General features: G+C 45.9%; 19 protein-coding genes and 2 pseudogenes. 19 read left to right on the plus strand and 2 right to left on the minus strand.

All coding sequences use genetic code 11. From position 1 onward, the window contains the following. Positions 1–10: 10 nt before the first annotated feature. The 16 genes and pseudogenes from T499_RS14840 to T499_RS14450 form a co-directional block, all read left to right on the plus strand. A pseudogene (locus tag T499_RS14840) lies at positions 11–262 on the plus strand (zinc ribbon domain-containing protein); the annotation flags it as partial. A gap of 60 nt (positions 263–322) precedes the next feature. Continuing rightward, positions 323–742 carry a pyridoxamine 5'-phosphate oxidase family protein gene (locus T499_RS14845; RefSeq protein WP_255327362.1) on the plus strand — a complete coding sequence of 140 codons (420 nt, stop codon included), beginning with the start codon at positions 323–325 and terminating at the stop codon, positions 740–742. After that, positions 743–1348, plus strand: coding sequence for an alpha/beta hydrolase (locus tag T499_RS0106380; protein ID WP_033150289.1), 606 nt, complete (start codon positions 743–745; stop codon positions 1346–1348). Beyond that, positions 1345–1956: pseudogene (locus tag T499_RS14980) on the plus strand (DJ-1/PfpI family protein); the annotation flags it as partial. The gene T499_RS0106380 and the pseudogene T499_RS14980, both read left to right, overlap by 4 nt. Then, positions 1939–2349, plus strand: a complete 411-nt coding sequence (locus T499_RS14985; RefSeq protein WP_232221079.1) for a VOC family protein — start codon at positions 1939–1941, stop codon at positions 2347–2349. The pseudogene T499_RS14980 and the gene T499_RS14985, both read left to right, overlap by 18 nt. Positions 2350–2870: 521 nt before the next feature. Continuing rightward, entirely contained in the window at positions 2871–3023 is a 153-nt protein-coding gene (locus T499_RS14645; RefSeq protein ID WP_157054541.1) for a hypothetical protein, read from the plus strand. A gap of 93 nt (positions 3024–3116) precedes the next feature. Further along, positions 3117–3686, plus strand: a complete 570-nt coding sequence (locus tag T499_RS0106395; RefSeq protein WP_033150291.1) for a flavodoxin family protein — start codon at positions 3117–3119, stop codon at positions 3684–3686. Positions 3687–3721: 35 nt separating this feature from the next. Continuing rightward, complete coding sequence (locus tag T499_RS0106400; protein WP_052173482.1) at positions 3722–4525, plus strand: DUF5131 family protein; 804 nt, start codon at positions 3722–3724, stop codon at positions 4523–4525. A gap of 96 nt (positions 4526–4621) precedes the next feature. After that, positions 4622–5326 (plus strand): flavodoxin family protein, encoded by a 705-nt coding sequence (locus tag T499_RS0106405; protein WP_052173484.1) that lies wholly within the window; start codon positions 4622–4624, stop codon positions 5324–5326. 1 nt (position 5327) lies between these two features. Continuing rightward, positions 5328–5816 carry a CDP-alcohol phosphatidyltransferase family protein gene (locus T499_RS0106410; protein ID WP_052173486.1) on the plus strand — a complete coding sequence of 163 codons (489 nt, stop codon included), beginning with the start codon at positions 5328–5330 and terminating at the stop codon, positions 5814–5816. Between the two features lie 10 nt (positions 5817–5826). Then, the gene (locus T499_RS0106415) at positions 5827–6237 is read left to right on the plus strand and encodes a hypothetical protein (RefSeq protein ID WP_157054542.1); all 411 of its coding nucleotides are present in this window, start codon (positions 5827–5829) and stop codon (positions 6235–6237) included. 33 nt (positions 6238–6270) lie between these two features. Beyond that, positions 6271–7092, plus strand: coding sequence for a serine hydrolase (locus T499_RS0106420; RefSeq protein WP_198021253.1), 822 nt, complete (start codon positions 6271–6273; stop codon positions 7090–7092). 45 nt (positions 7093–7137) lie between these two features. Beyond that, positions 7138–7686 (plus strand): GyrI-like domain-containing protein, encoded by a 549-nt coding sequence (locus T499_RS14135; RefSeq protein WP_052173488.1) that lies wholly within the window; start codon positions 7138–7140, stop codon positions 7684–7686. 115 nt (positions 7687–7801) lie between these two features. Further along, complete coding sequence (locus tag T499_RS0106430; RefSeq protein WP_033150294.1) at positions 7802–8215, plus strand: YjdF family protein; 414 nt, start codon at positions 7802–7804, stop codon at positions 8213–8215. A gap of 120 nt (positions 8216–8335) precedes the next feature. Then, positions 8336–9055: an alpha/beta hydrolase gene (locus T499_RS0106435; protein WP_084162935.1), complete on the plus strand. Its 720-nt coding sequence runs from the start codon at positions 8336–8338 to the stop codon at positions 9053–9055. 27 nt (positions 9056–9082) lie between these two features. Beyond that, positions 9083–9472, plus strand: a complete 390-nt coding sequence (locus tag T499_RS14450) for a GNAT family N-acetyltransferase (protein ID WP_198021254.1) — start codon at positions 9083–9085, stop codon at positions 9470–9472. Here the strand turns inward: T499_RS14450 and T499_RS0106445 are convergent. Both T499_RS0106445 and T499_RS14140 read right to left on the minus strand, forming a co-directional pair. Then, a complete protein-coding gene (locus T499_RS0106445) occupies positions 9467–9991 on the minus strand; it encodes a GNAT family N-acetyltransferase (RefSeq protein WP_033150295.1) in 525 nt (174 codons plus the stop codon). The genes T499_RS14450 and T499_RS0106445 overlap by 6 nt on opposite strands. Positions 9992–10031: 40 nt before the next feature. Next, a complete protein-coding gene (locus T499_RS14140; protein WP_052173492.1) occupies positions 10032–10886 on the minus strand; it encodes a LytR/AlgR family response regulator transcription factor in 855 nt (284 codons plus the stop codon). A 187-nt stretch (positions 10887–11073) separates the two neighbouring features. Between T499_RS14140 and T499_RS0106455 the strand changes: the two genes are divergently transcribed. From T499_RS0106455 to T499_RS0106465, 3 genes are all read left to right on the plus strand, one after another. Then, positions 11074–11763: a hypothetical protein gene (locus T499_RS0106455; RefSeq protein ID WP_033150296.1), complete on the plus strand. Its 690-nt coding sequence runs from the start codon at positions 11074–11076 to the stop codon at positions 11761–11763. Next, complete coding sequence (locus tag T499_RS0106460) at positions 11760–12281, plus strand: hypothetical protein (protein WP_033150297.1); 522 nt, start codon at positions 11760–11762, stop codon at positions 12279–12281. Before T499_RS0106455 ends, T499_RS0106460 begins: the two co-directional genes overlap by 4 nt. A 98-nt stretch (positions 12282–12379) precedes the next feature. Next, positions 12380–12904: a GNAT family N-acetyltransferase gene (locus tag T499_RS0106465; protein WP_198021255.1), complete on the plus strand. Its 525-nt coding sequence runs from the start codon at positions 12380–12382 to the stop codon at positions 12902–12904. Positions 12905–12907: the final 3 nt, after the last annotated feature.

Raw genomic sequence — 12907 nt, forward strand, 5'->3', positions numbered from 1 at the left:
AGATAATAATATGAAACAGAAATTTTGTCAGAGTTGCGGCATGCCGCTCACAGATGATGTGCTAGGTACGAATGCCGACGGCACGAAGAATGAAGATTACTGCATGTACTGCTATAAGGATGGCCAGTTTCTGCAGGATTGTACGATGGAGGAGATGATTGAGCATTGTGCTCAGTTTGTGAATGCTGTAAATGAAGGGTTGGAAAAGCCTATTACCAAAGAGGAATACATCGGCATGATGAAGACGTACTTCCCCCAGCTTAAGCGTTGGCGCCAAACGCTGGATGTTAATAACAATGAAGCAATGAATGCTAATCCCGCTTTGGCAGGCGTAAAAGAACTCATTGCACAGATGGCCGACAAACAGCCCATTGCTTACATCTCATCGGTTGATCAGGACGGATTCCCTTGGACCAAGGCCATGTTGAAGCCACGCAAGCGTGAGGGTATAAAAACCTTCTACTTTACAACCAACACATTCTCAATACGTGTGGCTCAATACAAGGCCAACCCCAGGGCCAGTATCTATTTCTGTGATGCAAAGGGTTTCAAAGGTATGATGCTACGTGGTACGATGGAGGTACTGACGGATGCCGCTTCGAAGGAGATGATCTGGCGCGATGGCGACACAGAGTACTATCCTGGCGGCGTCACCGACCCGAACTACTGCGTCTTGAAGTTCACCGCCACCGACGGCCGTTTCTATAGCGATTTTTATCCACGTAGTTTTGTAATTGAGTAAATGATGAACAATAAAGCACCGGTCATACTCATTGGCGAAAAGAGCGAAAAAGTATTCCTGTTTGTGCATGGATTGCATGGACGCAAGGAAGAGGCATTGGCCTTTGCAGAGGTGGCTGTGCCTAAAGGTTATCAAGTTTTGGGTATCGACCTGCCTGTAGAGCGCAAGCCTTGGGAGGTACTGCCTTTGCTGAACGATATTTGTGATTATCTATACGAGAATTGGCAATCGGTTTCCGTTCGTGCTAACAGTATAGGTTCGTGGTTTACGTTGTTAGCTTTCCAGAGCAAGAAAGTGGAGCAGGCATTGCTTGTTTCTCCGATTCTCGATATGAAGCGGTTTATAGAACTGAAGCCACAGCGTGAGGACGACTATTACGAGTGGGTTGTTAATAATCCAATTACAAGTTGGGCTGCACCTACATATATCCTTCGCCCAGAAGTGGACTTGATTGTCAGCGACGAAGTGGGGCACGACTTCATCAGTCAGCATCAGTGCCAGGTCACTATCATGCCTGATGGAGAACATTGGTTTCATACGCCAGAACAGCTTGCTTTCCTGAAAGCATGGGAAGAGAAAACGATAGAAAAACATTGTATAAAATGATGAAAGAAATATTGTACATACTGCTGGATAATTATGCCGAGCACGAGATAGGTTTTATGCCAGGTGCAGTGAGCACCGATGCCACAGGCTTTCGCAAGGAGCCTAAGTATATTAACAAGATGGTAGCCCCAACGATGGAGCCTGTAAAATCGATTGGTGGTATGCGAACCCTGCCCGACTATTCGTTCGAAACCATGCCTGAAGATTATGCTGCCTTGGTACTGATAGGCGGTTTTGGTTGGATGAATCCAGAAGCTGAGCGCGTGTTGCCCATTGTTAAGGATGCACTTGGCAAAGGTGTTGTTGTGGGAGCAATCTGTAATGCCGCTTCGTGGATGGCCAAACAGGGGCTGCTGAACAACATCAAACATACAGGAAATGGTATCGACCAACTGAAAATGTGGGGTGGCAACAACTATACTAACGAGGCAGGTTATGTGAACGAACAAGCCGTAACAGATGGTCGTATCGTTACTGCTAATGGTTCGGGATATCTTGAGTTTACACGCGAGTTGCTGAAACTGCTTGAGAACGATACGCCAGAAATGATAAATGGCTGGTACACGTTCATGAGCGACGGACTGGTAAAATTGTACTCGCCACGTCCTCGATTCAAATTCAACACCGTTGGTATTTTTACCAGCGACAACAAAGCTACTGTAGAGTTTTACACAAAAACATTTGGTTTCACCACCGACTGGGATGGCATTCAGCCAAACGTGGAGATGATGCTGGGCGACATGCGTATCATCCTTTATCCTCGTAGCGATTTCGAGCAGATGGTGTCTTATAAATTCCAATATCCAATGGGGCTCAACGGTACTGTTGAATTAGCATTCGATGTTCCTTCGTATGCCGATGTTGACAAGGAATATCAGCATGCACTCCGCCATGGAGCGATATCTGTTCTTCCTCCCACCACAGAGCCATGGGGTCAGCGCACCTGCTATGTGGCCGATTCAGACGGAAACTTGATTGAGATTGGTTCGTTTACTAAATAGTTTATGAATACAGGTACATTGACAGTTTGAAGTACTGGATCGGTCACACGGTCACAGTTGTGACCATGTGACCAAAGTTCCAAAAAGCAGTTTGCAAATTAGTTATAATCACTTAATTATCAATATGTTAGAATAATAATACATCATCATTCTGCACTTCGCGGTCACATGGTCACAGCTGTGACCACGTGACCATACAGCTTTCAATAGGATTGATACAAATACTAACAGATAAAGGTACAATCCCTAACCATTGCAGGTACAAAGCTTAAGGCAAATAGGGGTAGCCCCCGTACTAAATTAACGTGTGCCTATACCCAAACGATTGTGCGCCTATACGCAAACAATTATTCGACTATACTCAATTTGAAACGCATTTCAAAACAATGAACATTGTATACTCACTTCATCACGACATTGGTTATTCGTCACAAATTGGTACAGATTATCTCAGAAATTTGGCGGTTTCGTCAAATATGTATACTTTTGCAGCATCAAAACTTATAAAAACAAATAATAGTATGATGAAACTTAGACCATTCAATATCAACGATGCTTTTACGATTCTGAGTTGGTGTAAGGATAAGCATGCCTTCCGACTTTGGAGTGCCGACAGGTATAAGGATTACCCTTGGTGTGTTTTGCGACAATCTCTCCGCCGTCGAATGCTATAAAACCGTCGGCTTCCGCATCACAGGCGAAGATGCCTATGGGATTGACAGGAAGGAATGGAAAGAGTTTGAAATGGAAATGGAATTAGAAAAGATATGAACATACTGATAATAAACGGAAGTCCTCGTAAGAAAGGACTGATCTCGCAGATGCTCGGCATTATGCATGAAGAGGCTGAGAAGAGAGGTGACACGGTGGAGATGGTCAATACCAACGACCTGACCGTTAAGCCTTGCACGGGTTGCATGGTCTGCCGAAAGAAAGAGAAATGCGTACTCGCAGAGGATGATTCGCAGCGGGTGCTGAAGGTGATGCAGCAAGCCGATGCCATCATCATGGGTGCACCTTGTTACTGGGGCAACATCCCAGGGCAGATGAAACTGATGTTCGACCGTCAGGTGTATGGCATGATGCGCGACACCCCACGCTTTCCAGAGCCTCTGATGAAAGGCAAGAAGTGTATCCTCATCAGCACCTGCACCACGCCTTGGCCTTGGAACATCCTGTTCAAGCAGTCGCGCGGCGCCATCCGCGCCATGCGTGAAATCGCCCGCTATGCAGGTTTTAAAATCGTAGGCACCATCGAGCGCGGCGGCACAGCAATGCATCCGGAACTCACTGATAAAGACGAGCAAAGATGCCGCAAAGCAATAGAAAAGTTGTAATATAACCCGCATAAAATCTACCATTATCATTTCTCATGTCTGATCATTGGGAGATATATGCCGACTGGAATCCATGGCACGGATGCACCAAGATTAGTCCTGGGTGCAAGTATTGCTATGTCTATCGCCAGGACGAGATGTACGGAAGTGAGATATCGAGCAGTGAGTGCAGGAAGACAGCCAACTTTAATCTGCCGATAAAGAGGAAGCGCGACAAATCATGGAAGATAGAGAGTGGTAAGATTGTCTTTACATGCTTCACGTCCGACTTCCTGTTGAAGGATGCTGACGAGTGGCGACCTGAATGCTGGAAGATGATAAAGCAGAGGAGTGACCTTTGGTTCTTTTTCTTCACCAAGCGCATCGATCGTTTCATGGAGTGCGTGCCCGATGACTGGGGCGACGGCTACGACAATGTCATTGTAGGATGTACGGTGGAGAATCAGGAAATGGCTGACTACCGTCTGCCCATCTTTCTGTCGTTGCCCATCAGGCACAAGAGCATCACCGTGGCTCCCATGTTGACTGCCATCGACCTTATGCCTTACCTCAACGACACCATTGAGGAGGTGTCTGTGGGCGGTGAGTCAGGTTTTGATGCACGCCCTTGCAACTACGACTGGATTCTTGCCGTGCGTGAACAATGCATAGCCAAGGACATCGCTTTCCGCTTCCACCAGACAGGAGCACACTTCATCAAGGACGGAAAGATGTACCGTGTGCCACGACGCTTCCAGCTCAGTCAGGCACACAAGGCCAACATCGACTACAAGATTGGCAAGTACCTCGTTCCCCAAACCGTCAAGTTCGAATGGAAGGACAGCGATTATCACGACTAACGCTTCCATTCGTCACAAAACCATGCAGTTTATCCCAATTGTTTGGCTGTCTCGACAATTATGCGTTCCTTTGCACCGTCAAAAATCATAAAGAAAATGAAAGTATTAGTCATTAACGCATCAGCAAATAAGGAGCGTAGTATAACACTTAAACTTACCAAGACATTTTTGGAGGGTCTCGGCATTGAGGCTTCAGAAGTGGAGTTCGTAACAACCATTGGTCTCAACATCAATCCCTGCAGAGCCTGCTATGCCTGTTGGTTTAAAACGGCAGGCAAGTGTGTGCAGAAGGATGATGCTATCGAGGTGATGGAGAAGATCCGTCAGGCCGATCTGGTTATCTGGTCGATACCTCTCTATGCCTATGGCGTGCCCTCGCATTGTAAGGCATTAATGGACAGAACAGTATCGTTTAACTCACCTTTGATGTATATCGATGCTGATGGTGTTGCCCACCACTATGGTTATGAAGAAGGAACCAAGAAAACGATTCTGATTTCTACAGCAGGACTGCCTAATATGAAGGGCAACTTCGACGGACTGCAGTTTGCCATGCGCCACATGTATGGCAAAAACATCAGTTATATCTGCTGTGCCGAGGGCTCGCTCTTCATGAGTCCCAATACCGAGAATTTAACTGCCCCCTACTTGGCAAAAGTAAAACAGGCAGGCGAAGAATACAAGGCAGCAGAACGGATATCAGATGAGACACAGGCATATCTCGATACGCCGATGCTTCCAGCCGAAGCATTTGTCAAGACTGTGAATGGAATCTTTGAAGGTATGATGAAATCGAAATAAGATGATTCAGTTGCCAAACATCATAACGCTGCTTAGGATTGCAGGCTCTTTGGGGCTGCTCTTTAGTGATGTGACAGGTGTGGTATATTGGATAATCTATGCCCTCTGCGGCATCAGCGATATAGTTGACGGATGGCTGGCCCGGAAACTAAAGTGTGTTACCAAGAAAGGAGCGTTGCTGGATAGCTTGGCTGATATCTGCTTCGTAGCTTGTTGTGCCTGGAAACTCTTGCCGATACTCGACCTGCCGCAATGGTTATGGCTGTTGGGTGGGGTAATTGTAGCAATCAAAATCGTGAATCAGTTTTCGGCACTTGTGAAATACGGGCGTTGCTGCTTCCCTCACACTACAGCTAACAAGATAACGGGATTACTGCTGTTCATAGCAGTCCCTATGACATTTTGCACAGTCATCCCCATCGCAATTGTAGCCACTATTACCACGTTTGCCGCCATTAATGAAGGCTGCGTTATAGTTAGAAAAATATAATAATAATAAGATGAAAAGATTACGACTCGGAGCTGTGCTCCACTTTATCATCGCCATTGGCCACGTTGCATGCCTGTTCGCTCTGGACGAGGCATTCGAGACCTATGGCATCCGTGAAATCATGCATCAGATGGTGGCTGGAAATGTCTGGATGCTGTATGCCCTGACCATTGGTCTTGTCCTCGCTTTCACTCTGGCAGGTTTGTATGCCCTCTCTGCTACAGGCGACATCCGCCCTTTGCCTCTGACGCGCACGGCCATCATCACCATTGTTGTGCTCTATAGTCTTCGTGCTCTGGCTGGAGGCATTAGCTGCATCTATGATTTCACCTGGCTGCAATTCATCTCATCTCTCGTTCCCGCCATTATTGCATGGTGCTACTGGCCAGGAACCATGAAGCAGATGGCTAATGGCAAGTAATATTATCCAATGATAAAGGATGATTATAAATTCATGAAAAAGATAGTAGCATTATTTTTTGCATTGGTTGCAACATCGTGCTGGGCGCAAAAGCCCGTAAGCGACAGTGCTAGACCATCAAGCTATGGTGCTTGCATTATACGTGGTGGCTCCGTTAGTGGCATTAACAAGGACGAACGTTTTGCTATGCATAGCGTGATGAAGTTTCCGCAGGCATTATACGTAGCCGATTACCTGAGTCGGAAGGGATTGGCGCTTGATGACACGATTGTTGTCGATAAGGCAGACCTGATGCAAGACACATGGTCGCCCATGCTGAAACAATTTGAAAGAAAAATGGCCTTTTCGTATGCGCAACTGCTGGAATTATCTCTCGCACAGAGCGACAACAATGCGTGCGAACTCCTTTTCAAGCATTGTGGCAAGCCCAAAGCGGTAGAGAAGTACATAAGAAAACTTGGATTCTACGATATCCATGTACGCATGACAGAAGAACAGATGCACAATAATCCGGCAAAGGCCATCGAAAATAGTTCTACCCCCGCCGAAATGGTTCGTTTGTTCGAGTGGTTATATTATTATAAAGACGACAACCAATATCTGACATTCATCTGGAAGGCGATGGCCGACTGCTCAACAGGACTGAAACGAATCCCTGCTGCAATACCCGCAGATGCCCGTATCGTACATAAGACAGGTACAGGATTCCCATCCGCTGAAGGATTGCAAGATATGAACGATGCAGGTATCATTCTCATGCCTGATGGAAGCCACGTCATTATCGCCGTTTTCACCACGAACTCACCATCTGAGGCAGTAATAGCAGATATTGCAAAACAACTATTAGAAGAATAAAATATTCCTTATTCTTTGAGTACAATAATATATATGATTAGAAAGATGAAACACGAGATTATTACATTGGCCGATGTGCAGATTATCGGCATGGCCAAGGAAATAGTATTCTGTAAGGGACAGGAAGAGTGCCCTAAGTTCTGGGGCGAGTATGTGGAAAGAATCGTCAAGCCCGTATTCATGGAGCATAAAACACCAGATGCTTTTCAGCAGGCGGCCATCGACAACGGCGTCGGCGAGTTCGGACTCTGTACTTGCGACATCCCCAACCACAACTGCATGACCTGTGCGGAGACGAATTTTGGCGCTTGCAGCAGCAAGACCTTCACCTACGTGATTGGGGGTGTTTATAAAGGTGGCTGCGTGCCTGAGGGCATGAAACTCTTCCCAATCCGTAGCGGCAAATGGCTGAAGGTTCACTTTGAGGGCGGCATGAAAGCCTTCCAGCAGCAGCTCCAGAAGTTCTACAAGGAGTGGTTGCCTCAGCACCCGGAATTCCATTGCCCCAACAATGCCATGACGATGGAATGGTACAACGGCACCGACATCGACTCGCCTGATTACCAGTGCGGCGTAATGATACCAATAGAATAATCATCAAAACATAAGTATGTAGAGAAAAGACAATAAAAGCAAGATTCAAATTCGACACCGTTGGTATTTTTCCTGCGACAACAAAGCTACTGTAGAGTTTTATACGAAATAGTTCATGAATACAGGTTCGCTGACAGTCATGTTTGAGGATCCTTTCTGGATTGGTTTGTTTGAACAAACCGACCATGAAGGGTTGCACGTTTGCAAGGTGACTTTTGGTGCCGAGCCGACGGACAAGGAGGTGATGGAGTTCATTGATAAGAACTGGCATCGCCTCCAGTTCAGTCAGGCTGTAGATGTGGCTCTAACCAGCGAAACCAGGAAGAATCCCAAACGACAACTTCGCGAAGCCAAGAAGCAGATGCAGTTGCAGGGTATAGGTACCAAGTCGCAACAGGCCCTGAAGTTGCAACAGGAACAGAACAAGATGGAGCGGAAGCAGCGTTCGAAAGCTGAGCGTGAAGCCGAAAAACAGCGCCAATTTGACCTTCGTCAGGCCAAGAAGAAAGAGAAACATAAAGGGCATTGAAAAGTGGTTTCTTGCGCGAGGGTCTTATCCGACGTTCCATACACCAGAGTTGCTTGTTTTCTAAAGGCATAGGAAGAGAAAATAATAACAATAGAATAGAATTACAGTAATTGAATAATTATGAAGAGCTTGATTAAATCAAGAATTGATACAATAGAAATACAAAGCCGAACTCTTGGTAAGACTATGGCTGTTACGATTTATGTGCCAACCAATTTTTGCGAGGGATTACCTGTTCTCTATTTTATGCACGGGCGTAGTGGCGACGAGTCTATTATTCATGCTTTGGATATACAAACCGTTGCAGACAGAATGATTGCAGATGGCAGGATGAAACCAATGCTAATTGTCTGCCCAAGGATGGAAGATGCGCTAGGATTAGGTGCTTTCGGAGATTATTTCTTTAACGAGGTGATGCCAATTGTAGAGAAACAATACAAAACGAGTGTACGTTGCATTGGAGGGGTTTCGGCTGGTGGCTTCATTGCCTTGAACTACGCTTTCCGCCATCCTTATTTATTTGAGCGAGTAGGCGGTCACATGCCTGCCATCGAAGACGTATTGGATGATGACGACCTGCATTATTTCGGAACCAGTGAGCAATGGAAAGCAAATAATCCGCTTTTTCTGGTTCTGAAGTGTACTTTGCCTTCAACTATGGAGATTTATCTTGACGCAGGAAGTGAGGACGAAGGTGGATTTTATCGAGGATGTGCGCAACTGGCAGAAAGATTGGCAGTCCGTGGCGTTCAGGTTCAGAATCATTTAAACGAAGGACATCATACCATTGATTATATCAAAGCTCATTTGGAGGAATATCTTATGTTTTATGCAAAATAAATAGACTATGAGTGAACTAATAGAAATATGATGAAAGACAGTATCAGTAAGGCCAACATGGACGATTTGCAGGAGATTCTTAACCTGCAATACCTTGCTTATCAGAGTGAGGCTGCCTTATTTGGCAACAATGATATACCACCCTTAAAGCAAACGCTAGATGAGGTGATTGAGGAATACCACAAAGGTATCATCCTGAAGATGGTGGATACAGATAATCTCATTATAGGTTCTATTGCTCAGAATAATGGCATGCAGGCCATCCGCCTCGATGCTCTTGCATCGAACACGCCCGCTCATAAGATTTACGAGCGTTTAGGGTTTGAGTATCGCGGCAAGCAGCACCTTTATGCCGAAAATACCGGCTGGACGGACTTCTATTTCTTCGATTATAAGTATGATAATACAAACTTATAAGTGCTCGCCAATCATTTTCTCCATCCAGATTATGTCGTACCAGCGATTGAATTTCTTGCCGCACTGGTGGAAGTGAGCAACTTTTTGGTAACCAAGGCGCTCATGAAAACGAACACTGTCCTGAGACAGGTATTCGTCTTCGGGCTCGATAAAGGAGATGCAGGCATTCATGTTCAGGATGCCCTGCATCTTTAATCGTTGTTCGAGTGCTTCGTGCAGCTGCCGACCTATTCCGCTACGTTTATTATTGTTGTCAACGTAGATAGAGGTTTCAATTGCCCATTGGTAAGCATCTCTTGGCTTAAAGGCGCTGGCGTAGGCATAACCAACCACCTTCCCGTTTACCATTGCCACTATCCAGGGATATTTCTGCTGAACGGTCTCGATGCGTCGGCAGAACTCCTCTTCTGATGGCACGTTATATTCAAATGTGATAGCTGTCGTCTCCACATATGGAGTGTAAATAGTCTGAATCGCCTTTGCGTCAGTTACTTTTGCGTCTCTAATAATGATATCCATTGTATAAATATTAATCTTTATTACTGTATGTCACGCCGCATTACAGCAGGCGGGCGTGGATTTCCTGGGTGTACGAACGGGATACGGGGATTGTCTTTTCAACCTGAAACATCTGGAGGGTGCAGCCTGTTGACGGACGGCCAGAGATAGAAGCCACGAAGTTGAGGTTAACTAGAAACGCACGATGGCAGGGCACCAGGAAGTTATAGGTTGCCAGGTTCTCTCGGAGCTGCTTCATCGTGATACGCAGGGCGTGGTGCTGAAGAACATCATTGTCGAGATAGCAGACGTCGGCATAGTTCGACATTGACTCGATGTAGATGATACGTTCTGGTACCACTTCCAGTATCGCATTCTTAGCATTTCCTCTTAGTACGCATGGGGATGGCGGTTCATTCTCAGCATTTTCAGGTTCGTCGGTCTGACGATCTTCGAGCAGTTGGTTGATGGCCTTCACCTCGTCGAGCTCCTGTTGTAGCCGGTTGTTTCGCAGCCGATAGAGTTGCAAGATGAAAACGAAGAAGGAGATCAGCGTAACCTCCAGGCATGCCTTCAGATAGTTGATGACCGAGAACTCGCCGGCAGTGCAGTACCAGGCCTTAGTAAACGAATCCCATGTAAACCACGAAACCAGCGTAAGGGTGAGTGCCGATAGCAACGGAATGTTTACTGCGTGCATGATGAGCAATCCCTTTGTATCGTGCCAGTCGTGATGAAATAGTTTTTTTACAATCGCAAACGATACGGCTGATGATACCACGGCGAGTAGCGTACCACCCATAATCAGCAGCATGCGGTTGCTGCTCATCTGGTCGATGCCAAACGGTTGCAGAAACGATAACAAGAAGATTACTGCCAGGGCTATCGTAGCCAGCTCTTTTGATAATTGTATCATGATTTCAGTTTAATTTCGGCTGCAAAGATACGTTGTTTTTTGTGGCTAAACAAATTTTATCATTGCATTTTGTCCCTGCACCATACCATTTCATCCCTCAAGTGCAATTTGTATCACAGATTGTTAACCAAGTATCACTCGCTATTGCACGTTTCGGTCATCAGCTGTACCTTTGCGGCAAAAAACAATGAAAAAAATGATGATTTTATTAGTAGCTGTCATCATGGTGATGATGAATCACTCATGCAGCAAGGAAAAATTGGAGTACCAGGCTGGTGACCTGAGTGTATGTATCGAAGCGGGAGACGGATGGTTGCACGACTATCCTCTGTTTTTGGGTATTAACAAGAAGAATCCTCCTCAGATTGCCATTTGGATAGAGGATGCCAATGGACGATACCTGACTACGTTGTATGCTTCGAAGAAAATAGCCACGCAAGGATGGGTTGGCGCACATGGAAACCCGCGAAAGGAGGCCTTGCCATATTGGGGCCATCGATGTGGAAGATTGCCTTTGACTGACGGCATGACCGGGGCTACACCACGAAAATCCTTCGATGTGCGCATGCGGGACAAAGCCGGACTCCGACAGTGTCGTGTGATGATTGAAGTGAATCATTCGATCGACTGGAACGATGCCTATCCAGAGAATGCAGAAGCAGGGACTGCTAACTATTCTGGTGGTGATGAGGGAAGCGGACAACCCGCCCTCGTCTATAGGACTGATGTAGATATGGATTCTGGCCATAAGACTTTCGAGGCCATTCTGATAGGTCACAGCAGCCCTGACGGAACCGACGGCGAGATTCATCACGACATGGATGGCATCACTTCGGCACTCACTATTGTTAAACGAATCACAATTCGCGTAAAATGAAAAAGGTAGTATTATTGATTCTACTGGCCTGCATGTCGATAGCCGTACAGGCTCAGAAAGACAGGTTGCGTTTTCAAACGAATATCGTGGCGGGTACCCCTTTGGCAGATTCCGACGTCAAGCCTTTGTCGTTACTCATCTCTGCAGATTATGACGTCCATCCACGATTGTCTGCGGGACTGGGAACGGGATTGTCCAAGTACGACTATCTGATGGTTCCTGTATATGGCACACTCCACTGGAGTATTATCAAACAACATCGTTTCACCCCTTTTATGGCAAGTAACATCGGTTATGCTTTTGCGCCTAAGAAACATGTGAGCGGAGGTTTTTACTTCACGCCGTCCGTTGGTGTCAGGTATCAGTTGAAAGGCCACCATAGTCTGTCGTTATCCATCGGATACGAATTGCAGAAGTACTCTCAACTCCAGTCTTATGAGTCTTCGTTCGTACTCACACAATACATTGAGGATATCAGTAATCACGCCCTCACCGTAAATATAGGGTTCGTTTTTTAACGTAACTCATCACAAATATGTGTAATTTATCCCTAATGTTTGTTTGTCTCGGCAACAATTCGTATTTTTGTAGCGTCAAAACATTAAAAAGAAAGAAAATGCAAGATTTCATGACACCCCAGAAGCACGTAAACTGTTGTGCCAAGAATATGACTCTTCGACCATTTCTGTCTGATGATGCAGCAACAATTCTGAGTTGGTGTAAGGATAAGCATGCCTTCCGACTTTGGAGTGCCGACAGGTATAAGGATTATCCTGCCAAGCCTGAGGAGATGATGGCGCAATACAATGGCGACAACATGTATCCACTGACGGCAGTAGTGGGTGATACGATTATCGGCCATATTCTGTTACGACGTCCTTCTGAGGATAAAAGCATCATCCGTTTCGGCTTTGTGATTGTAGATAATACGAAGCGAGGCTATGGATATGGTAAGCAGTTGTTACGACAGGCTATCGAATATGCAAGGGAGAAACTCGGCGCTAAGCAGATTACGCTCGGTGTGTTTTGCGAGAATATTTCTGCCGTAGAATGCTACAAATCGGTAGGCTTCCGCATCATAGGCGAGGGTTCCTATTTGATCGACGGTGATGAATGGAAAGAATTTGAAATGGAATTATAAAAG

It is taken from the genome of Prevotella sp. RM4 (assembly GCF_000701965.1).
Lineage (GTDB): Bacteria > Bacteroidota > Bacteroidia > Bacteroidales > Bacteroidaceae > Prevotella > Prevotella ruminicola.

Coding starts and splice junctions, on each gene's coding strand:
- T499_RS14450 (WP_198021254.1), top strand. CDS start 9,083: ATGATGAAAGACAGTATCAGTAAGGCCAACATGGACGATTTGCAGGAG.
- T499_RS14140 (WP_052173492.1), bottom strand. CDS start 10,886: ATGATACAATTATCAAAAGAGCTGGCTACGATAGCCCTGGCAGTAATC.
- T499_RS0106455 (WP_033150296.1), top strand. CDS start 11,074: ATGAAAAAAATGATGATTTTATTAGTAGCTGTCATCATGGTGATGATG.
- T499_RS0106435 (WP_084162935.1), top strand. CDS start 8,336: ATGAAGAGCTTGATTAAATCAAGAATTGATACAATAGAAATACAAAGC.
- T499_RS0106420 (WP_198021253.1), top strand. CDS start 6,271: ATGAAAAAGATAGTAGCATTATTTTTTGCATTGGTTGCAACATCGTGC.
- T499_RS0106460 (WP_033150297.1), top strand. CDS start 11,760: ATGAAAAAGGTAGTATTATTGATTCTACTGGCCTGCATGTCGATAGCC.
- T499_RS0106405 (WP_052173484.1), top strand. CDS start 4,622: ATGAAAGTATTAGTCATTAACGCATCAGCAAATAAGGAGCGTAGTATA.
- T499_RS0106410 (WP_052173486.1), top strand. CDS start 5,328: ATGATTCAGTTGCCAAACATCATAACGCTGCTTAGGATTGCAGGCTCT.
- T499_RS0106430 (WP_033150294.1), top strand. CDS start 7,802: ATGAATACAGGTTCGCTGACAGTCATGTTTGAGGATCCTTTCTGGATT.
- T499_RS14135 (WP_052173488.1), top strand. CDS start 7,138: ATGAAACACGAGATTATTACATTGGCCGATGTGCAGATTATCGGCATG.
- T499_RS0106380 (WP_033150289.1), top strand. CDS start 743: ATGATGAACAATAAAGCACCGGTCATACTCATTGGCGAAAAGAGCGAA.
- T499_RS14645 (WP_157054541.1), top strand. CDS start 2,871: ATGATGAAACTTAGACCATTCAATATCAACGATGCTTTTACGATTCTG.
- T499_RS0106445 (WP_033150295.1), bottom strand. CDS start 9,991: ATGGATATCATTATTAGAGACGCAAAAGTAACTGACGCAAAGGCGATT.
- T499_RS0106415 (WP_157054542.1), top strand. CDS start 5,827: ATGAAAAGATTACGACTCGGAGCTGTGCTCCACTTTATCATCGCCATT.
- T499_RS0106465 (WP_198021255.1), top strand. CDS start 12,380: ATGCAAGATTTCATGACACCCCAGAAGCACGTAAACTGTTGTGCCAAG.
- T499_RS0106400 (WP_052173482.1), top strand. CDS start 3,722: ATGTCTGATCATTGGGAGATATATGCCGACTGGAATCCATGGCACGGA.
- T499_RS0106395 (WP_033150291.1), top strand. CDS start 3,117: ATGAACATACTGATAATAAACGGAAGTCCTCGTAAGAAAGGACTGATC.